15 protein-coding genes and 1 pseudogene are annotated in these 20,156 nt (G+C 54.9%); 3 read left to right on the top strand and 13 right to left on the bottom strand.

What is annotated here, in order from left to right:
• Nucleotides 1–13 precede the first annotated feature (13 nt).
• The 5 genes from ACL2XG_RS20090 to ACL2XG_RS20110 all read right to left on the bottom strand — a co-directional run bounded on the left by ACL2XG_RS20090 (nt 14) and on the right by ACL2XG_RS20110 (nt 5,726).
• Nucleotides 14–691 (bottom strand): helix-turn-helix domain-containing protein, encoded by a 678-nt coding sequence (locus tag ACL2XG_RS20090; RefSeq protein ID WP_410013526.1) that lies wholly within the window; start codon nt 689–691, stop codon nt 14–16.
• Between the two features lie 323 nt (nt 692–1,014).
• Nucleotides 1,015–2,133, bottom strand: a complete 1,119-nt coding sequence (gene ompC, locus ACL2XG_RS20095) for a porin OmpC (protein ID WP_410013527.1) — start codon at nt 2,131–2,133, stop codon at nt 1,015–1,017.
• 195 nt (nt 2,134–2,328) lie between these two features.
• Nucleotides 2,329–3,783: a PTS cellobiose/arbutin/salicin transporter subunit IIBC gene (gene ascF / locus ACL2XG_RS20100; RefSeq protein WP_413721448.1), complete on the bottom strand. Its 1,455-nt coding sequence runs from the start codon at nt 3,781–3,783 to the stop codon at nt 2,329–2,331.
• Between the two features lie 318 nt (nt 3,784–4,101).
• A complete protein-coding gene (locus ACL2XG_RS20105; RefSeq protein ID WP_413721447.1) occupies nt 4,102–5,532 on the bottom strand; it encodes a 6-phospho-beta-glucosidase in 1,431 nt (476 codons plus the stop codon).
• A 26-nt stretch (nt 5,533–5,558) separates the two neighbouring features.
• Nucleotides 5,559–5,726: a hypothetical protein gene (locus ACL2XG_RS20110; protein ID WP_413721446.1), complete on the bottom strand. Its 168-nt coding sequence runs from the start codon at nt 5,724–5,726 to the stop codon at nt 5,559–5,561.
• A 200-nt stretch (nt 5,727–5,926) separates the two neighbouring features.
• Between ACL2XG_RS20110 and ACL2XG_RS20115 the strand changes: the two genes are divergently transcribed.
• Nucleotides 5,927–6,958: a LacI family DNA-binding transcriptional regulator gene (locus ACL2XG_RS20115; RefSeq protein ID WP_413721445.1), complete on the top strand. Its 1,032-nt coding sequence runs from the start codon at nt 5,927–5,929 to the stop codon at nt 6,956–6,958.
• Nucleotides 6,959–7,152: 194 nt separating this feature from the next.
• Here the strand turns inward: ACL2XG_RS20115 and ACL2XG_RS20120 are convergent, their stop codons facing one another.
• From ACL2XG_RS20120 to ACL2XG_RS20150, 7 genes are all read right to left on the bottom strand, one after another.
• Nucleotides 7,153–7,986 carry an N-acetylmuramoyl-L-alanine amidase-like domain-containing protein gene (locus tag ACL2XG_RS20120; protein WP_413721444.1) on the bottom strand — a complete coding sequence of 278 codons (834 nt, stop codon included), beginning with the start codon at nt 7,984–7,986 and terminating at the stop codon, nt 7,153–7,155.
• Between the two features lie 1,108 nt (nt 7,987–9,094).
• A complete protein-coding gene (locus ACL2XG_RS20125; RefSeq protein WP_413721443.1) occupies nt 9,095–9,943 on the bottom strand; it encodes a helix-turn-helix domain-containing protein in 849 nt (282 codons plus the stop codon).
• A 177-nt stretch (nt 9,944–10,120) separates the two neighbouring features.
• The gene (locus ACL2XG_RS20130) at nt 10,121–11,611 is read right to left on the bottom strand and encodes an efflux transporter outer membrane subunit (RefSeq protein WP_413721442.1); all 1,491 of its coding nucleotides are present in this window, start codon (nt 11,609–11,611) and stop codon (nt 10,121–10,123) included.
• 9 nt (nt 11,612–11,620) lie between these two features.
• Nucleotides 11,621–12,562 (bottom strand): biotin/lipoyl-binding protein, encoded by a 942-nt coding sequence (locus ACL2XG_RS20135; RefSeq protein WP_410013534.1) that lies wholly within the window; start codon nt 12,560–12,562, stop codon nt 11,621–11,623.
• Nucleotides 12,555–12,749: a DUF1656 domain-containing protein gene (locus tag ACL2XG_RS20140; RefSeq protein ID WP_410013535.1), complete on the bottom strand. Its 195-nt coding sequence runs from the start codon at nt 12,747–12,749 to the stop codon at nt 12,555–12,557. The genes ACL2XG_RS20135 and ACL2XG_RS20140 overlap by 8 nt, the downstream gene beginning before the upstream one ends.
• The gene (locus ACL2XG_RS20145; protein WP_413721441.1) at nt 12,739–14,859 is read right to left on the bottom strand and encodes an FUSC family protein; all 2,121 of its coding nucleotides are present in this window, start codon (nt 14,857–14,859) and stop codon (nt 12,739–12,741) included. Before ACL2XG_RS20145 ends, ACL2XG_RS20140 begins: the two co-directional genes overlap by 11 nt.
• Before the next feature lie 121 nt (nt 14,860–14,980).
• A complete protein-coding gene (locus tag ACL2XG_RS20150) occupies nt 14,981–15,916 on the bottom strand; it encodes a LysR family transcriptional regulator (protein WP_413721440.1) in 936 nt (311 codons plus the stop codon).
• A gap of 386 nt (nt 15,917–16,302) precedes the next feature.
• Here ACL2XG_RS20150 and allB point away from each other — a divergent pair, with 386 nt between their 5' ends.
• Nucleotides 16,303–17,874, top strand: a complete 1,572-nt coding sequence (gene allB, locus ACL2XG_RS20155) for an allantoinase AllB (RefSeq protein ID WP_410013538.1) — start codon at nt 16,303–16,305, stop codon at nt 17,872–17,874.
• Here allB and ACL2XG_RS20160 read toward each other — a convergent pair.
• Nucleotides 17,817–18,335: pseudogene (locus ACL2XG_RS20160) on the bottom strand (cupin domain-containing protein); the annotation flags it as partial. The gene allB and the pseudogene ACL2XG_RS20160 overlap by 58 nt on opposite strands.
• A gap of 555 nt (nt 18,336–18,890) precedes the next feature.
• Between ACL2XG_RS20160 and ACL2XG_RS20165 the strand changes: the two are divergent.
• The gene (locus ACL2XG_RS20165; protein ID WP_410013541.1) at nt 18,891–20,156 is read left to right on the top strand and encodes a cytochrome P450; all 1,266 of its coding nucleotides are present in this window, start codon (nt 18,891–18,893) and stop codon (nt 20,154–20,156) included.

The following is a 20,156-nucleotide window of genomic DNA, read 5'->3' on the forward strand; positions in this document are numbered from 1 at the left end:
GGCCCGGCGGCGCTTATCCGCCGCTGATTTTCTGCGCCGCCGACACCAGAAACTTTTTCAGGGTTTCCAGTTCCAGCCGTTCGCCGCTCAGGTTTGACAGCGCTATCGCCGCCTGCATGCCCGGAATGGTGCAGGCCATACGGTACTCCTGCGGCGGATAGCGCTTCACCAGTACCTGATGGCGCCGGGCGCCGTCGATATCTTCTTTTATCAAATGAAAGTCATGGATGCCAATCAGGCTGACGATTTCCTCATCGCTGCGCGCGGCCAGCAGTTTAATGCCGATAATCGACTCGGTCACCGGGACCGAATCATAATTCCCTATCGCCCGGGCCACGCTTTTCCCCTGCCGGGTATGAATCAAATAGACGACATCCCTGCCGCTTAGCACGCCGATGACAATGGAAACCGGCTTATTGCCCACTTCCTCGAGTATCTCAAGCACGGCTTTGTAAAAGGCGGAATTATGAATGGCATGGGCGGAAAAACGGTGTACGCCAAGGCCGAGCGAGTACTTGCGCTTTTCATTGCGATGCACCATCTCCAGTGCCAGGAGCGTTTGCATAATGCGGGTCACTTTTGCCGAATCCAGCGATAACTGGCGGCCAATCTCACGAATACCCGTGGGCTCGCTCAGGGTGGCCAGCAGGTTCATACAGCGAAACGCATCATAAACCGAATGTAGTAGCATCTTACTCCCTGTCGGGGGATGCCCATGGGGTTCGGGAATACCGTGGGCAGCGGCATCCAGCTTGGTGGTCACTATTATAACCTGGATCCGGCGCGGTCGGAATCCCGTCGCGGGAATCCTGGGCGCGCAGGCGCCGTCAAGAGTAAGCGATGTCTCTGATGCGATTTTATCATCGGTAAATCAGGTTGGGGGGAGTAACCGTTACGGTTAGGGATGCCTGTTTTTGCTATGCGGATTAGGACATCAAAAACAGGCAATAACACAAAATGAGGCATAGGCGTGTCGGTTTAACGAAACGGAAAATCGACTGATTATCTATACCCTCAGAACTGGTACTTCATGCTTACGGCTAATACATTATCCGTGACGATACCGGCATTTTCGGTGAAGGTGTTGTCATCCAGCAAGTTAACCTTATAGTCAACATAGGTCACCATATTTTTGTTGAAGTTGTAGGTGAAACCAAAATCAACAAATTTGACCAGGTCCTGGGCATCGTAGTTGTTGCCCTTACGGTCAGTGCCTAAATTGCTGCCGCGTGTTTGGTTATAAGCGACGAAGGGAATCAGACCTGAAAGCAGGGTGTAGCCCGCATAGAGTTCCACGGCCTGTGATTTATTGGCTAAACCGTAGGCGGTACCACTCGGCGATCCGAATTTCGCCGCATTGTAGGCTTGCGTATACATGGCCGCCAGATAAAGGCTGTCGGCATTATATTTAATCGCCCCGGTATAGCCCTCAGCTTTTCCGCCCCCGCCCATGATGCCTGGCGCGGAATTTTGCTCATCGGTAAGATTCGAGCTAAAAAAGGCACCGGCGACGCTGATACCGGACTTAAAATCGTAACTCAAAGAGGAGCCGTAACCATCGCCATTTTGCGACAATACGTTACGGGTACCCGGCTCGCTGGCCCCACTATCGTTTTTACCTTGATACTGCAACGCCACTTTCAGGCCTTCAACCAAACCGAAGAAATCGGTGTTGCGGTAAGTGGCGATACCGTTGCCACGTTTGAACAAAAACTGGTCAGAGCCATAGGTGGAAGCATCGAATTCCGGCTGCATATCGGTATAGGATGCGGCATCATATAAAACACCGGTGTTACGGCCATAATCGAAAGAGTTAGACCCGGCAAATTTTAAACCGGCATAGGCATAACGCGTAAATGCGGTGTTTTGGCTCTCGGTTTGGTTACCCTGAATTTGATATTCCCAGCGGCCGAATCCAGCCAGCTGATCAGAGATTTGAGTCAAACCTTTAAAGCCAAAACGCATATACGTTTTATCGCCGTCAGCACTTTTATCATCTGATAAATAATGCATGCCATTAAAAAAACCATATAAATCTAATTTATTGCCTTCTTTATTATAAATTTCCGCCGCCCCGGAGGTGGTTGAAACTAATAATGCAGGAATCAAAAGTGTCAGTAGGTAAGGTTTCATTATAAACGACCTTTATCAAAGTTAAGTGTGTGTAATATAGTAAGGGTAACGTTACTTTTTAATAACAGCGTAATAATGTCATTAATATAAAAATGGCATGGCAATGAACGTGTCGACGGCCAGGATATATTCCTGTAAAGATCGTTATCTTATAATTGCTATAGTATGGCCGTGATGGTACAGCGTTTCAGTACATCATTCTGTTTTCATCTCATGCGCCAATACAGCGGGTGCAGGCTGAATTTTTTGGCTTTCGTTGCCGGAAACCGGTACATCCTCAAAGCCCAGCAACAGCGTCAATATAAAAGAGAGCACCACGGCGAGCGCCATCACCCCGAAAACCCAGACGATAGACATCGGATGGGCGGGATCAAAGAACTGAACGCTGGTGAAAAGCCCCGGCGCCGCCATGGAATGGCTCGCCAATCCTGCCGCGCCCGCCACGCCGCCGCACACAAAACCACTGATTATCGACGCGATAAGCGGGCGTTTCAGACGTATTGCCACGCCATACAGTGCCGGTTCCGAAATTCCGGCCACAATCGCGGAAGCCGCTGCGGCAAGGGCTGTCTGACGTAGCTCGGAGTTTTTAGTTCGCCATGCCACCGCCAAAGATGAGCCGCCGAGCGACAGGTTTGCGCCGATTTCCGACGGCATAACCATGCCTTCGGTCCCGGTTGTAGCAATAGTCTGGATAATGGTCGGCGTGAACACCCGATGCATACCGGTCATGACCAGCAGTGGCCAAATCCCGCCCATAATCGCCACGGACAACCAGCCAAGATAGCTATGAATGGTGTAGACCAAGGCGGAAATGGCGGTACCGATCCAGATCCCTAACGGGCCAATCAATACGATGGCGATCGGGGCTGCGATCAATACGATCAACATCGGTTTGAGGAAGTTTTTGGTCACCGCCGGGGTGATTTTATCAACCCAGCGTTCAATATAGGAAAGCAGCCAGGTCATCACCAGCGCCGGGACCACCGTGTAGGAATATTTTACCGCCGTGACGGAAATTCCCATAAATTCGACGTGCTGGCCTTGTGCGGCTTTTGCCATGAGATCAATAAAGCCGGGATGGACCAATACACCGGCAATCGCAATCGCCAGCGACATATTCGTTTTAAATTTTACCGCTGCGGATGCCGCAACCATCACCGGCAGGAAAAAGAAGGCGCCGTCGCCAATCGCATTAAGAATAATGAGTGTCGCCGAGGTGCTGGAAAGTGCCCCGGTCATAGTGAAAACCATAGCGAGTAATTTCACCATAGAACCGCCGATAATGGCCGGAATCAGCGGTGACATGGTGCCGATCAATGCATCCAGAATGCCCGCACCGATGCGTCTTAGGGTAATTTTATTTTTCCCCGGCAGGGGGCGTTGCGCCCCGGCATTTTCTGGCAGCAGCTTAATGACTTCGGCATAAGCCTGCGAAACCGTATTGCCGATGATCACCTGGCACTGGTTGTTGTTTCTTACTACCCCCAGCACGCCGCTGATGGATTTCAGCTTTTCTGTATCCAGCGCTGAATCATCATTAATAACAAAACGTAAGCGCGTCATACAGTGGGTGACGGCGGTAATGTTATTTGCCCCGCCGAGGGCATCGACTATCGATTGTGCTGATGCCGCATAATTTTTAGACATAAATAAAGTCCTCTTAAGTAGGTACCCGGTTCTATACAGATTACTGAACCTGGTCGGCTTGTGGGCCACAATATCCGGACAGTAAATCAGCCATATTTACAGCTGATACCGGTGCATACCCATGATATCGCGGTGTGGCTTCATGGGGCTGTAATAACCCATCAGGCAGCCGCCCACGTATTTCTTGGTCGCTATGATAGTTGTGCAACCTATTATTTTGCTATTCATGAGGGCGGGCTAAAGTCAACATTCACCGCTTCGAATGAATATAATGTTACTTACCCAGACCTGATGTGGGTTTAAGGTTTATATTGGCGGTCAATCCAAATCTGCCCCCTTGCTCGCAATAACCTTTTTATACCAGTAAAATGATTTTTTTCTCTTTCTTGCCAGGGTACCGTTGCCATGGTCGTCGCGATCGACATAGACGAAACCGTAGCGTTTGCTCATTTCACCGGTGGAGGCGGAAACCAGATCGATGCAGCCCCACGAGGTGTAGCCGATCACCGGGATTCCGTCGGCGATGGCTTCGCCCATCGCTTTGATGTGCTCACGCAGGTAGTTGATGCGGTAATCGTCAACGATTTCACCCTGTGCGTTAATTTCGTCTTTTGCGCCGAGGCCGTTTTCCACCAGGAATAACGGTTTCTGGTAGCGGTCATACATCATATTCATCGTGATACGCAGGCCCAACGGGTCGATGCCCCAGCCCCATTCGCTGACTTCAAGATGCGGATTTCTCAGCGAGTTGACGACATTGACCGCACTGCTGTTATTCTCGCTCATGTCCGCCGAGGCGCAGCGTGAAGCGTAATAACTAAAGGAGACGAAATCGACGGTATTTTTCAGGATCTCGTCATCCCCCGGCGCTTTGTCGAGGGTAATGCCCTTCTCGGCAAAAATGCGTTTGGTGTAGGACGGATAAGCACCGCGCGCTTGCACGTCGATAAAGAACAGATTTTCGCGGTCTTTTTGCAGCGCCGCCCAGACATCTGCCGGTTTGCAGGTTCTCGGGTAGAAATTACCGCCCGCCAGCATGCAGCCGACCTGATTCTCCGGGTTGACTTCGTGGGCAATTTTTGTCGCCAGCGCGCTGGCGATCAGTTCGTGATGTACCGCCTGATATTTTACCTGCTCCTGATTTTCACCCGCTTCGAATACCAAACCGGCACCGGAGAATGGGCTGTGCAGCAGGATATTGATCTCGTTGAAAGTCAGCCAGTATTTCACCAGACCGTCAAAGGCTTCAAAACAGGTTCGTGCATAGCGGGTGAAAAAATCGACCATTTTGCGGTTGCGCCAAGAACCGTATTCAATCACCAGATTCATCGGCACGTCGAAGTGGCTCAGCGTCACCAAAGGTTCGATGCCGTTTTTTTTACATTCGGCAAATACGTCGCGATAGAACGCGATACCTTCGGCATTCGGCGTCAGTTCGTCACCGTTCGGATAAAGACGGCTCCAGGCGATGGAGGTTCTGAACACGGTGAAACCCATTTCCGCCATCAGCGCGATGTCTTCTTTATAACGATGATAAAAATCAATTGCCTGATGGTTCGGGTAGAACTCATCGTCTTGCAGCGTGAAACGCTTTTCCTGACCGAGTTTAACCGCCAAACGATGTTCGCCGTGCGGGATCATATCGATTGTCGCCAGACCCTTTCCACCTTCAAAACACCCGCCTTCGGCCTGGTTGGCGGCAATCGCGCCGCCCCATAAGAAACCGTCGGGAAATAATGATGCACTCATCTAACAATCCTCTTTTTTCAATTTCTTTAATCAATATTTACAGCACGTTGCAAAACGGCGCGGGCGATGGGTATGTCCATGGCGTCGGCAATGGACGGCGATAGTGCTGTAAAATAGGCAGGCATCAACAATAAGTCTCTATTTTTCATGTAATTATAAGTTTTTTGTTGCCTATGAGCCTGCGTTATCGTCATCTTTTTACTTTCTTGCTGAAACGATAAGTAACCGGTTTCACACAATAGTGAGTTTATCTATTTTAGAATTCAATAGTTAATTTTAACTCTGCTTCAATTTTGTGATGCCGATCCCTATGGGGAGACATTGCCGGTCGAAATCTCCGGAAAACTCACAAAATGTGTAGAATGGCGTATCATTTTCCGTTTAGGTATGCCTGATGTCGACAATGCAGGAAGTGGCGTCCAGAGCCGGCGTCTCAAAAGCCACGGTTTCACGCGTTCTTTCGGGGAAAGGCTATGTCAGCCAGGAAACGAAGGATCAGGTGTTCAAGGCCATCGAAGACACGGGATATCGTCCGAACTTACTGGCGCGTAATCTGGCGACCAGCACATCCAAGTGTATCGGGCTGGTGGTCACCAATACGTTGTATAACGGTAATTACTTTAGTGAGCTCATTTCTCAGGCGGCCAAAAAACTGGATGCGAATGGACGCAAGCTGATTCTGGTGGATGGGAAAAACAGCGTCGCCGAGGAGCTGGAGGCCATTGAATTTCTACATGATTTAGGTTGCGATGGCATCATTATTTATCCGCGTTTTTTATCCATCGACAAAATGGACGCTATCATCGATAAATATAAAATACCGGTAATGGTGGTGAATCGAAAATTGAGGAAGCATCTGAGCCACTGTATTTATTGTGATCATAAAGGATCGAGTTTTAACGCCACCAAAGCGCTCATTGAACGTGGTCACCATGACATTGCATTTATTACCGGTTCTATGGATTCCCCCACGGCCATTGAACGCTTTTCCGGTTATAAAGAGGCATTGACCGCCTGTGCTTTACCGGTGCAGGAAGCGCTGATCGTAAAGGGTAAATGGTCATCGGCCAGCGGCGCGGCCGCGGTTGATACTCTTCTCGCCGGGAATCAGCCGTTCAGCGCCATTCTTGCCAGTAACGACGAAATGGCGATTGGTGCCATGAAAAAACTCAACGACGCCGGTATAGCTGTGCCTGCCGATGTCTCGGTGATCGGTTTTGATAATATCCCGATCGCGCCGTTTCTGATTCCGGCGCTGTCCAGCGTGAAAGATCCCGTCAGCGATATGGTCAACGAAGTGATTAATCAGATTATTTCGATGCTTGATGGCGGATATTTGTCCGAGCAAAACCAATTTACCTCAGATCTTATTCTGCGGGATTCTGTCATTGATGGTCCGCAATTTTCTGCGCGCAACGCCGTCTGAATACAGAATATCCCGGCGGTATAAACCATGACTGGCCATAGCCTCTCCGGCCAGGGCGTCGTTTCCGACTCAATCGATGGGCAATGTCTTGCTTAGGCAACATACCGCATACAGAGAGTGGATTTTATCAGATTAGCACCATAACGGGCTTAAACCCGCCAGGCAAATAAAGACGGCAGTGGCCTCGTCGGATATCAGCAAAGGCGCAGTACGACGATGCCCGGCTTGTTTTGCAAATAGGCCGCCAACGGGGAATCCACCACCTTCATATTGTGGCTAAGCGATGACGCGTTACGCAAATAAACCCCGTCGGCGTTTTTGATCAAAAAGCCCACGTGCGAGACGTCCAGCCCCGGCGAGGGTGCATAGATGCCGATCAGATCGCCGGAATAAAGCCCAGCCAGCACGGCAGCGTCGATTTTTTCCGTGGGAATATAGCTGATCCTGCGCTCCACGATAGCCAACCCCGGAATATACACCTCATCAACGCCCTTGCGGTTGAGGTATTTGGTGACGCCGATCGCCTGCGGGCTAAGTGTCGCGGTAATATCCACGGCATTGGCCGGTTCCCTGGCGCACCAGTCGCTGAAAAAATGGTTTCTGGCCAGAAAATCAATGTTGCCCGCCTGATAGCGTATTGCCGCCAGGCGCTGGAAAAAGTCATGCTCACTGCGGGATGTGGCCAACGCGCAGACATAGTCCAGCAGGGTAAAGCAGTCTACGCCGCGAAAGTCGGCCACCAGCCGCTCTTTTTCGGTTAATGAGCCCACCAGGGTATTGGCTTGATAGGGCGTGGCTAAAAACTGTTCGGATAGCCTTTCCAGCCGCTGGCCAAGGCTAAGATCGCGACAGGGCAGCGCGATGCGATCGATAAGCCGGTTGATTTTTTCCGAGGTAACGGCATCCGTCGCCATGGTGGCAAAGGCATCGTCCGGGCCAGCGGATACGCTGCTTTGATCCTCGCGGGCGTCCGTTCGTTCATCGCGGGATAAACGAGCATAATCGTTAGCATTATCGATATTCATCATTCACTCTCGCCGGCATGAGCTCCCAGGCAAAAGGTTACCACCCTGGCGGTAAATTTCAATAAACGCCGGCAGCACGGTTTTATCGCGGCCGCCAGGGCTAAATCAGGGCGCGGCCGATCCCTACTTGGTGCTGAACACAATAGGCTAACGCTCAATCCCTGCCGCACAGTAGCAGAAAAAGGAGCTGGATAAGCGGAGCCGACGCGGGTTTGTTTGATTTGCAGATAATAAAATCATGGTTGTAAAAACAGTATTGACATTACCGTGAGATGTATTAGATTTATATCCAACGCCGGTGCATTGAGCAGTAAAGATTATATCGAGCCGGCGTAGTATGTAGTGGATTAAATTAAGCAGTATCAGTTGTAAGAGTTAAGTAGTAAAGTAAGTAAAGAGTAAGTAAATAATGCGATAAAGGCCACGAAGTACAGAGTAACATTATGCCGGTGAGAGTGGCTTCAATAAACTCGAACGGCGATGCTTTAAGGCCAGGTAGTCAATCTCTGCCATCGCATGTTAATATCGTCATGAAAACGCGATGAGTTAAGGCTTTATAGTTATTATATTGTTCGCGATGGGTGTAAAACGGTATCAAAGTAGGTATATCGCGACAGAAGTAAAGCCACGTAACACAAAGTCTATATCGCGAGGGGGATGTACTGTACAGGCTTAGCTAAAGTGATACGCATAGGGCTAAGTGAACAATTACCTTTCAGGCAACAGATGGGAGGACATCGTACAATATAGGTGGCTCATATATTCTGTGATACACATGTACATCTATAAACGCAGTACCCATAGCAGTAAGTCGTTATAAAGTTGATGAATGTTAAATCTTAAGTGCGTTGTACCTTAAAAGCCCCGACTCTCCGAGTTGGGGCTTTTAACATCTGTAAGGCTGAGCTCCGGCCCTGACCGTCCGTCAAGAGCATGGCCAGTCCGATCTGCAGACCGCCAAAGCAGCACGCTGACGCTTTCGAGAGCATGACATCGCTGCGGTCGCCGGGAATCCGCGTGCACGCGGGGCGGTATAGAAGGCCCGCGAACGGACCCGCTTCACGCCAGATAACCTCAATGGCATCAACAGTATTGCATATCCCCAAGGGTATCATTTTTCCTTCCAGGGAATAAAATAATCACATTGCAGTAACGAAGCGGCGGCAACGGTCCTTTCGAGGGCATGGAAACGTGTTATATCGTAACCTTGCCGGCGGATGAATCCCAGCGCGGGTAAGTGGTTTTCATAAATCTTCATAATAAATGAAGGTAACATATCCGATGGGCCATTATAGGTAAAACGCGCATAGATTCCCGTTTCTATAAATATTCCCTGACGTTCTGTTTCGTCAATTTGACCGGCGGCAATGCTATAGTAAGTTTGTTGTTTATGCTTTCTTGCCAGATAAAGATGATGTAATCCATACAGCATCGACGTTCCATCCGCATTGATGTCCCGTGCGCATCCTCGCAGATCGCTTGCTAAGGTATTGCCCTGATAACCATCATTATCTACTGGGCGATACACGCTGGCGGGCAGACGGACTAATGCCAAGCGGGGCAGCATAACTAACGCTGGTTGCGGTACATGAAAAGGGTGTAACTGTATCGGGGGTCTGAGGCCGACAGTATCCCAATCCGCCATCTTGCGGTACTGATCGGGCGTAATAAAAAATTGTTTTTTAAATGCGCGGCTGAAGCTTTGTTGCGAATCAAAGCCATATTCCAGCGCGATATCTAAAATGGATCGGCTGCTGTGGTAGAGTGCCAATGCGGCTTTGGATAACCTTCGCTCCCGTACATAGGTACCCAGCTTACTGCCGGTTATTTTCAGGAATATGCGTTGCAGGTGCCATTTAGAATAGCCTGCTTTCGCCGCAATGGCATCAAGGGATAACTGCTGATCGATATGGGACTCTAGCCAGTTAAGTAAATCTGAAATAATGTCATCATAAGTCATCGGTAATTTCCCTTGTTCCCGCGTGGGCGATGAATGAGTCATGGCGATTAACGCGATTTCATACCGGGTATTAACAGGGGCGTGCCGTTTCTTGTCTGGAATAAGGTCAGGGCCGTTCTGCTGGCTCGCCCGGTCGTCTTCTTATCGGGTTGGCGTCACACCCTGAAAGCCGTGCATTCATTCATCGGCAGCGGCGTTGGGCTGGCCGGCGCCGGGGCTGTCCAGGGCCATGGCTTGACGCTGCCACCCTGCGCCCAGGGCCTTGTAAAGCGCGATAGCGCTGCGCACTTCGTCCCCCTGGCTCAATGCCAGGGCGTCGCGGGCTTGATTGGCCGCGCGCTGGGCGGTAAGCACCGGCAGATAGCCACTCAAGCCTTGGCGATAAAGCCGGGTCGCCCCCTCCAGCGCCCGTTGGCTGTCGCCAACCGCCGCGGCCAGCGACGCCTGGCGCAGTCGTTCGCTATTTAACCCGGTCAGGGCATCTTCCACATCACGCAGGGCAAGGCGCACATCGCGCTCATAGGCCAGCCCCGCCGCCTGCATTCCGGCCTGTGCCGCCGTGACGCCGGCCCGCGCGCGGCCACCGTCATAGAGCGTCTGGCTTGCCTGCTCCCCGGCCGACCACGCCAGGCTGGCGCCGGAAAACAGGTCGTGCAACAGGCTGGCGGAGGTACCGATGCTCAAAGGAATGCTGAAATGCGGGAAACGCGCTGCTTCGGCGACGCCAATCTGCGCCGTGGCAGCGGCCAGGCGGCGTTCATCCGCCAGCAGGTCGGGGCGCCGGCGGATAACGTCTGAGGGTAACGCCAGCGGCAAAGCCGGTACCATGGGCAGGCTGGGCGCAGGCTTGGCCAGCGTGGCCCGCCATTCGCCGGGGAAGCCTCCGGCCAGTACGCCGATGGCATGGCTCAGGCGGGCGATGTCTGCCTCCAGCAGAGGCGGTTGCGCCTCGGCGGACTCGCGCTCGGCGCGTGCCTGCATAACGTCCGTGGCGGTTCCCAGGCCCTGCCGCATTGCCCGCTCGGCCAGGTGCTCGCCCTCATGCAGGGTGCGGATGTTGTCGTGGGCGATGACCAGGCGCGCCTGCGCGCTGCGCAGCCCGGCATAGTCGGCCGCCAGCTCCGAGAGTAAACTCACCTGCAACGCGTGTTGGTCATGGGCTAATGCATCGATGTTCGCATCGGCGGACTCCACCGCGCGACGGGTGCCGCCGAACAGGTCCAGTTCCCAACTGGCATCGAAGCCGGCGCGCCAGGTCCGGGATTGGCCGCCCAGCGTCCCATCGTCCAGCCTCTTGCTGGAGCGCAAGGCTTCGCCAGAGCCGCCGGCCGACACGGTTGGCCCCAGGCCGGCGGCGAGCGATATACGCTCGGCGCGCGCTTGCTGCAATCGTGCCTGGGCAATACCCAGATCCTGGTTGTTGGCCAGCGTCCTGTCCACCAGCCGATCGAGCATGGGATCGTTAAATGTGCGCCACCAGGTCTGCAAACGCGCCTGGTCGGCGGCTGCGACGGCGCCCGGCGCCTCGCTCCAGTGTGTCGGCACCGCGATCCGCGGCGGATGATAGTCGGGGCCGACGGTGGCGCAGCCCGACAGGCCGGTGGCCAGGAGCAGTACCCATACGGGAACCGGAAAGGTGAATCCGCGGGGATGCATGTCTGTGCGCATAATCATTCCTTACATCCAGCGATGCAACAGGGTCGTCAAACGCCCTTGGTGAATCGGGGCGTGTCCCGGCTGGCCGACGTCAATACTGCAGGTCATGCCGGCTACCAGGACGATACCCGGCGGCACGTGGTCAATCTCGACGCGTACCGGGATACGCTGGGCCAGGCGAACCCAGCTGAAACTCGGTTCGACGCTTGGCAAACCCTGGGTGTCGGCCTTCTCGTTAGTATCGGTGATGCCGCGTCCGATGCTGGACACATGCGCCTGGATCAGGTCGTCGTATCCCATCAGCCGGACCTGCGCCGGCGCGCCGGGATGGATGCCGTAAAGCTTGGTTTCCTCGAAATAGCCGGTGATCCAGAAGCTGTGCGCATCCAGCAACGCGATGTTCGGCTGTCCGGCCACGGCATAATCGCCCCGGCGCAGCCGCAGGTGCGTCACGTAGCCATCGACCGGGGCGTACAGGGCTGCGCGCTCAAGGTCTAATCGCGCCACGTCCAAGGCCACCTGCGCGTGGCGCTGTTCCGCCTGGGCGATGGCAACGGCCTGGTTTGCCCGCTGGATGTCCTCGCCGGGCACCAGATCGTCCATGCCCTGACGCCGTTTGGCATCCTGGGCCTTCTGGCGCGACGTTGCGGTCGCCGCCGCCAGCTGCGCCTCGGCCTGCGCGACGGCGAGCCGGAAACGCTCGGGGTCGATGCGATACAGCACGTCGCCGCGTTTCACATACTGGTCATCGGCGACGGCGACGGCGGCGACAGTGCCGGACACTTCGGGGGCGATACGTACCACCTGTGCGCTCACGCGACCGTCGCGGGTCCAGGGTGCGAGCACGTAGGCGCGCCAAAGCGCGGCGACCAGCAACACCGCCGCGACGATCGCCGCCAGCGTCAGGGCCGCTTTCGCGGCGGGTTTTACGAGTAATGCGGCAGTAGACATAGTGTTAGACATAAAGAATCAGTATGGAAACCAGACAAAGGGAAATAGCGAACTCAAACAGCGCCGGATGCCAGACCCGGCGCAGCAGGCCGCAGCGTGCCAGCAGGGAGCGCAGGCCCAGGAACAGCGGCACCGCGATGCAGGCGTAGATGAAAAATGGCGGCAGGTAGATGCCGGCGATGGCGACTTCACTGAACATGGGCACGGCTCCGCGGCAGTGTAGCGAAATAGGCGGCATGGCCCTCGAGCAGCGCCGCCACATCGGTAAACGCCGCGGCCAGGCGCTGCCGGTCCGCCGTCAAGGTCGGTTCGCCGGCCCCCATCCACATCAGGGTCCGCGCGGCGCGGCGCGCATGCCGGGCGGCCAGGACCGGAGTATCAGCGCGGCGGGCCATCCGCTGCAGCGCGACCGCGACCGGCGGGCGCAATGGGGACAGGGTCGGCGCAAGCCGCAGCCATGCGCGCAAGCGCAGCAGCTCGCGGCCCAGATGCAGGCTGGCCAGCGCGTCGCCGATGGCGTGATCCAGCGCGGCGGGCTGGGTTTTGAATACGGTGCCGAGCTGCGCCATGCGGTGCTGCTGATACCATTGCCAATTGCGGCGATCCGCCCGCGTGCCGCGCAGTACGGCCAGCGCGTCGTCGCGGATACGGCGGCGCAGCCGGTCATGGTCACGGGCAAGATTGCGCGGCAGCAGCAGGCGAAAGCTCAGCAGCGTGAAAAACGTTGCCAGTATCCACGCCACCGACCCGTTTAGAAACAACGCAAGGTCATAGCGCATAGGATTGGCCGCGGCCGCCAGCGTATTGAATCCGACCAGATAGGCCACGCCGGCCAACCCGTGGCGGGGAATCGTCGTCGCGTAGATGCCCGGCAGCCAGAACAGGGCCAATACCACCAGCAGCAGCGGCAGCCCATCGATGCAGGGCAGCACGATGAACGCGCAAAGAAATGCCACCGGCACGGCCACGACGGTGCCCTTGATGAACTCGACCGCGCCGGCCGCGGGATTGGGGGCCGTCGCCAACAGCGCGCAGCTGGCCGCCAGCCCCGCCAGCATCATACTGCCATGCGGCCATCCGGTAAGGATCCAGAACCCGCCGCCCAGCACCAGGGTCAGCATGGCACGACATCCGTTCTCCATCGCCGCGGTGGTATCGCGGTGGAAAGGAATCGGCGATTGCGGGCCACGTGGGCGTGGGTGATGTAATGTGGCGATGCCCTCCAGCGCCGCGAGATAGTCGTCGATCTGCTCCACCAGCCGGTCGCCGGTGATAAGCTGCGCCTCCTGTCCGGCCGGCGCCGCGGTTGAAGCCGCGGCAAGCGTGGCGCCCAGGTGCGTGCGTACCCGGCGCAGCGTTTGTATCGCCGGTTCCACCCCCTGCGGTCCGCCTGCCACGGCGCGCCCCGCTTCGCGCCATGCCTGCTCCAGCGCCGGTTGCAAGGCGCGCAGCGTCCGCTCGTCGGCGCTGTCCGCCGGCAGGGGCGGCACGCCGCCGACCAGCGCGGCGAACAATGACGTCATCGCATGCCGCACGGTCACGGCGCGCTGCGCCAGGTCGGCCGATTCCGCCTTGCCCTGCGCCAGCAGGTCGTCCACGCCATAGACCTCGGCAATCAGGCGTTGTCTCGCCGAGGCGGACTGGGCGGCGCCGGCGTCGCTCCCGCTGCCGATCGCCCCAAGCTGCGTCGCCAGGGTATCGGCGATGGCTGCCGCCAGCCGCCGCAACTGGGCGTCGAGTCTGCCGCGCACGCCACGGGCGCTGAACAGCATCGATACCAGCCCCAGGCAGACCACTCCCACCATCACCGAAGAACCGCGGCTGATCACATTAGCAAACGTCAGCAGCGGATGCTCAAGGGCGCCATAGGCCGCCAGACCCACGGTGTAGCCGGCAACCACGACGCCGTACGCGCGAAAGTGGCGCAGCAGCGTCATTGCCGCCACGCTCAGCCCCAGCCAGAGGCCAAAGCCCAGCAGAAACAGCCACGGCATCTGCCCGAAGGCACTCATCAGCACGATGGCGGCCAACATGCCGGCCAGCGTACCGAGCACGCGCCAGGTGCCTTTGCCGATAACCGCGCCCTGGATCGGGTTGATGACCAGCAGCACGGTGGAAGCGGCCGAATACGGCGCCTGCAGTTCGAGCAGATAGGCCACTATCAGCGCCAGCCAGGCGGCAAGCGTCGATCGCATGACGTAGGTGGCGCGCGGAGTGGTCAGATCAATCCGGGCCAGCCAGCCGCAAAGCCGGGTGATGATGGGAAGGGGGGCGACAGACGATGCCGGTGGTAATGTCGCAGGAGGCACGATGAACATTTCCTAAAGCTAAAGCAACGATTTGCATTACTTTAGGGCCCGGTATTGCTTACGGAAAGTGACTTTGAGTGAATCAACGAGTGCGTTCAACGCACCGATCGCCGCCAGCGCGCTATACCTTTCCCGGCTTGGCGGCAGGCAACGCATCCTCCCGGCACAAGAGCCGGATAGTGCGCCGCAACCACTGATGCGCAGGGTCGCTCTGCAGACGCGGATGCCATGCCTGGGTGAGAAGCACCGTCTTCAGGGGGACCGGCAGGTCGAAGAGGCGGATGTGTAGCCCGGCGGCGAAGGCGCTGTGTGCGAGATGCGCGGGCAGCAGCAGCAGCAGGTCGGATTCCTGCAAAGCGAATAAGGCGGTGTAGGGCGAGGACACCACCAGGGCGACATGCCGGCGCAGGTCCTGCGCCTCTATTACCGCGTCGATGGGACCATCGGATTTCCCACGCCGGGAAACGTTGATATGCTCCCAGCGGGTGAACTGCTGCAACGTCATGTCGTTATCGAAGATCGGATGATTCTCGCGGGCAACACCAACATAGGTGGTGGTGAACAGCGACTGCACACGGATCTCCGGCCCGAGCTTGCGCGAGCCGCTGATGAACAGATCGATGCGGCCGCTGCGCAGCGCCTCGTCGTCCACATCGTCTTCCTCCGGGGCGAAGCGCAGCATGGCGCGCGGCATACTCGTGGCCATCGCATCCAATAAACGGCCCAAGTGGATACTGACGAACTCGTCGGTGGCGCGCACGTTGAAACGTCGCGCCAAGGTTGTCAGGTCGACCTCGGCGCTGGGCGTCAACACCTGTGTCGCCTGCTCGACCGCCGCCCTGACCTGCTCGCGCATGGCCAGCGCCCTCGGGGTCGGCACCAGTTTGCGGCCGGCCTGCACGAACACCGGGTCGCCCAGCGTTTCCCGGATGCGGCCCAGGGTACGGCTCATCGCCGGCGGGCTCAGGTTCATGCGCCGGGCGGCGCCCACCACGCTGCCTTCCTCCAGCAGGGCGTCCAGTGCGACCAGCAGGTTCAGGTCGGGGAGCTTCATCATCCATCTCTCATCCATTGCGTGAAACAGAATCTTAACGCTATACCCATGCCGTGAGAAGTACGGGAGAATGTTTACCCGGCGGAGGGGCAAAAAAATGAACACTTCCGTTTAGCCCGGCCCTGTTTACCGGGCGTCGATGGCGTCGAATAGTTTAAAAACACAATTCCCGCGTGCCTGGCTTAATATTTTGGTTTATGGCGACACTGCCGCTATGCTGACTGAGTCCTATCAGATTAATAGAACCTACTGAGTAGCCTGGCCGTTCTGAACGCTTATCACTATGACAAGAAATAACATCATTATGGCTGCTGCTCAATAAAAGCCAGATAGCGCAATAGGGTTAATGACGCTATTTTTTATGAAAAAGGAAAATAAGGAAATAAAGGATGAAAGCAAAGTTAGGAAAGCGCGCGGAGGCGAAAGAAAAAAATCAGGAAAATGACGCTTTGTTTTCCGAAAATAGAAGAAATCTCTTAAAAGAAATTACCGGTATAGCGGCAATAGGGGTGTTGGGAACAGCACCCAATTCCGTAACCGCCGGTGAGGTAAAGAGTCGCGCCGCCTTGCCTGCCCGTCAGGCAGCAGTGCGTGATTACGATGTGATCATTGCTAATGGCTTAGTTATTTTAGAACAGGGCGAAGTGCCTGCCGACATTGCCATTAAAAACGGTAAAATTGCCGCCATCGGCTCGGCATTAAAAGGGGCTGAACACGTGATTGACGCAAAGGGTCTGGTGGTAAGCCCGGGAATGGTGGATGCGCACGTTCATATAAATGAACCGGGGGGCGGCATTCGCAACGACTGGGAAGGGTATGTTACCGGAACCAGGGCCTGCGCCAAAGGCGGTGTTACCACGATCATCGAAATGCCGCTGAACCAATTGCCGGCCACCGTCGATAAAAAAACACTGGAAATTAAATATGCTGCCGGAGAAGGGAAATTAGTCATTGATGTCGCGTCTCATGGTGGCTTGGTTCCTTATAATTTAGAGAATAATGGAATCCAAGAGCAGAGCGACTCTGGAGTGGTTGGATATAAATGCTTTATGGCAACGTGCGGCGATCCTTCCATTAAAGGTGATTTTCTGAATGTTGATGATTATTCCCTTTATGAAGGCATGCGGCAAATAGCCAAAACCGGCAAGGTTTTGATGATTCATGCTGAGAACGCCGCCATTACAGACCGTCTAGCGAAAATTGCCTATAAAAAAGGCGAGGGATCGTTAACATCCTATGTGGCCACGCGTCCGGTTTTCGCGGAAGTTGAAGCCATCCGGCGTGCGGTTTTGTTTGCGAAGATGACCGGCTGTCCCATTAATTTTTGCCATATATCAAGTCCTGAAGCCGTGGACGAGGTGGTGAAAGCGCGCGGGGAAGGGGTTAATATTACCTGTGAAACCTGTAATCAATATTTGTATTTTGTGACTGATGAGTTGGACGATATCGGCCCGTTGGCAAAATGCTCGCCGCCTATTCGCGACCAAAGGGCGCAGGATGGCTTATGGCGGCATGTGCTGGCCGGCAATATAAACTTTATCACTTCTGATCATTCACCTTGTCCGGCAAAACTGAAAAACAGAAACAATGCGTTTGACGCCTGGGGCGGCATTGCCGGAGTACAAAATGACGTTGATATTTTTTTTGATGAAAGCGTACAAAAACGGGGGATGCCATTGACGCAATTTGCCAGACTCATCGCCACCAATCCTGCCGACCGCTTTGCTTTGCATACCAAAGGCAGCATTGCGATTGGTAAGGATGCCGACTTTGCCTTTATCAAGCCGAACTCGCCCTATACCCTTAAAGCGGAGGAGCTTGAGTACAGGAATAAAATCAGCGCTTATGTCGGCCGGACAATCGGCGCCCGGATTGTCCGGACCCTGTTACGGGGCGAAACGGTTTACAGTCTGGAAGATGGCCTAACCGGCTCATTCCCAGGCCGATATATCAAAGTGTGACCAGGTGAAGCCCGGCTATCAGCGCAAGGGGCAAAACGGCGGTTGTAATCCGTTATCCATTGCCGGCGCGCATTGATCCCCCACCAGGCGGCAACGGGTTGACGCGCGCGCCGGACGCACGGGCATGCCGTCCGCGGATATGTCCCGGACAATCCCGTGCTCACCGTGCGACAGACGATACGGGTTGTCCTGACTGAGGTGTTGTGTCCTGGTCCGGGCAAGCGGCGTGGCCTGTCATCACCCCCCTTTGTCACGCTTGTACAGCCTGATATTGTTGTCTGGCGTAGTTGCGCGGCGGGATGCGGTACATCCCGAGCCAAGACAACGCGTCTGCCGTTGGGTAACAGAACACCATCCCCGGCCTCCAGCCGTAATGGGGCTTTGTCGCTTTCCATAGCTAACCATGCGGTACCGGATACGCTGGCATACCATTTGATGCCGCTATGGGCGCCAAAACTGACAGACCAGTCACCACCTCAATGCAGACCGCCTGCCACCCACATCTACGTTGCACGCCGAACCGGTAATGCAGCAGGGACTTGGCTAACGCTATGTTTAAAAGAGAATAGTTTATAAAATTTGAAGAGGATCGCATTACCTTATTTTTCCATTGGTAATTGTCTTGAGGTATACATATTATTTACAGATAAATGAATTCTGAATTTTCAGCCTTGATATTGAGGGCTGGGAAGCTTTTTTATTTATTATAAATAAACTTAAAAAAATTTAATATATAAATTTATATATAATAAAAATATTCTAACGAAATTAAATTAGGTTAATAAGTATTATCATTCATTAGCTAAATCGAAGGGCCTTGTCATTTAAGTCAGGTTTATAAGGGCGATTTTGGCCCATGCGTGTTCTTGCTTTATTAGCACAAGAGTTAATTTAATCAGAAGACGTAATCTGTAGTGAATGTAATAAGTTCCTTGGCGCTATTTTTTAACATATTTTCGCCGGAGTGCCGCTTTACGGTTCGCAGGAGTCTATGCCTTATTTACGAGGTGCTAATAATGGAATTACATCGCTCAGGTGCTACCGACCCATTCAAAATAAAAGACTTCTCATTAAGCAACCCACAGCTGTTGGCGGATCCCTATCCGTACTACGACAAAATTCGGCGGGAAGAGCCCATTCACTATTCGACGATGTATGGCGGATCGTGGCTGCTGTTCAGCTACGCTGACGTCAAGGCCCTGTTAACGGATCCGAGACTGACCAATGATCGGTCCGCCTTGCCGTTATTGGCGTTGCCCGACGAAGATCGAGCACAGTTTGCCGACATGATTCCCGTTCTCAGCAAGTGGTTAGCCTTCTTTGATGGACATGACCATGCGCAGCGTCGACAACGGCTGGACTGGTCGTGTCCAACGTTGCTCAGCAAAGGTTCCTTGTCCAGCGTTATCCGCAATGTTGCCGGGGATCTCATGGCGGCATGGCGGGAGCGGGACCGTGTCGATCTGATTGCCGATTTTGCCCGTCCGTTACCCGCAATAGTGATCACGCGGCTGCTGGGCGGGGCTGACGGTGATCATGAGCAACTGGCGAGTTGGTCCGATGATATCGCGTACCTGTTTGGCGCAAGCGATCTGAGTGTGGAAGAGGTACAACGCGGCCAGAAAAGTCTCCACGCATTCGGGCGTTATTTACGCGCGCTTGCTGGTGACGCGATAACATCCCGCCGCGACGATCTGATACTTAACCGTTTAATGAGCGATAGCGGCAAGGGATTCCAGTTCGATATCGAATCAGCGACCGCGCAGTGCATGCTGCTGATGTTCGCAGGGCTGGAGCCCACAAGGTATCTGATTGGCAATGCCGTCTGGGCGCTGCACCAGCATCCGGCCCAACGGCGCGCGCTGGCGGCGGATCTGGAACAATTGCCGCTGGCGATAGAGGAGTTCCTTCGATACGGTACGCCCGTGCAGTACATTGGCCGCAGGGCGGCCACGACATTCACCTACAAGGGTTACCGCATCGAGGAGGGGCAACTGGTGCTGCCCTATGTCGGTTCCGCGAACCGGGATCCGGCGGTTTTTGATCACCCTGAAACCCTTGATTTACGCCGCACCCCCAACCGGCATCTTTCCTTTGGCACCGGCCCGCATGCCTGCATCGGCGCGACGCTGGTGCGCCAACAGACGCAAATCGCGCTTTCTCTACTGCTCACGCGCTACCCTTCCTTCGACGTGAGTCAGCAAACCGAACCCGTCTGGAATACGAACCTGGGATTCCATGGCCCCACATCGCTGATGATCAACACAGGAAAAAGAGGATAA

Origin of the sequence: Sodalis sp. RH24 (assembly GCF_047324145.1) — a bacterium.
Classification (GTDB): Bacteria; Pseudomonadota; Gammaproteobacteria; order Enterobacterales; family Enterobacteriaceae; genus Acerihabitans.

Bases quoted from the DNA above. Each gene is read 5' to 3' on its own strand.
- ACL2XG_RS20130 (WP_413721442.1), bottom strand. From the start codon at position 11,611: ATGCGCACAGACATGCATCCCCGCGGATTCACCTTTCCGGTTCCCGTA.
- allB (WP_410013538.1), top strand. From the start codon at position 16,303: ATGAAAGCAAAGTTAGGAAAGCGCGCGGAGGCGAAAGAAAAAAATCAG.
- ascF (WP_413721448.1), bottom strand. From the start codon at position 3,783: ATGTCTAAAAATTATGCGGCATCAGCACAATCGATAGTCGATGCCCTC.
- ACL2XG_RS20135 (WP_410013534.1), bottom strand. From the start codon at position 12,562: ATGTCTAACACTATGTCTACTGCCGCATTACTCGTAAAACCCGCCGCG.
- ACL2XG_RS20125 (WP_413721443.1), bottom strand. From the start codon at position 9,943: ATGACTTATGATGACATTATTTCAGATTTACTTAACTGGCTAGAGTCC.
- ACL2XG_RS20090 (WP_410013526.1), bottom strand. From the start codon at position 691: ATGCTACTACATTCGGTTTATGATGCGTTTCGCTGTATGAACCTGCTG.
- ACL2XG_RS20115 (WP_413721445.1), top strand. From the start codon at position 5,927: ATGTCGACAATGCAGGAAGTGGCGTCCAGAGCCGGCGTCTCAAAAGCC.
- ACL2XG_RS20110 (WP_413721446.1), bottom strand. From the start codon at position 5,726: ATGACGATAACGCAGGCTCATAGGCAACAAAAAACTTATAATTACATG.
- ACL2XG_RS20150 (WP_413721440.1), bottom strand. From the start codon at position 15,916: ATGATGAAGCTCCCCGACCTGAACCTGCTGGTCGCACTGGACGCCCTG.
- ompC (WP_410013527.1), bottom strand. From the start codon at position 2,133: ATGAAACCTTACCTACTGACACTTTTGATTCCTGCATTATTAGTTTCA.
- ACL2XG_RS20120 (WP_413721444.1), bottom strand. From the start codon at position 7,986: ATGATGAATATCGATAATGCTAACGATTATGCTCGTTTATCCCGCGAT.
- ACL2XG_RS20105 (WP_413721447.1), bottom strand. From the start codon at position 5,532: ATGAGTGCATCATTATTTCCCGACGGTTTCTTATGGGGCGGCGCGATT.
- ACL2XG_RS20165 (WP_410013541.1), top strand. From the start codon at position 18,891: ATGGAATTACATCGCTCAGGTGCTACCGACCCATTCAAAATAAAAGAC.
- ACL2XG_RS20140 (WP_410013535.1), bottom strand. From the start codon at position 12,749: ATGTTCAGTGAAGTCGCCATCGCCGGCATCTACCTGCCGCCATTTTTC.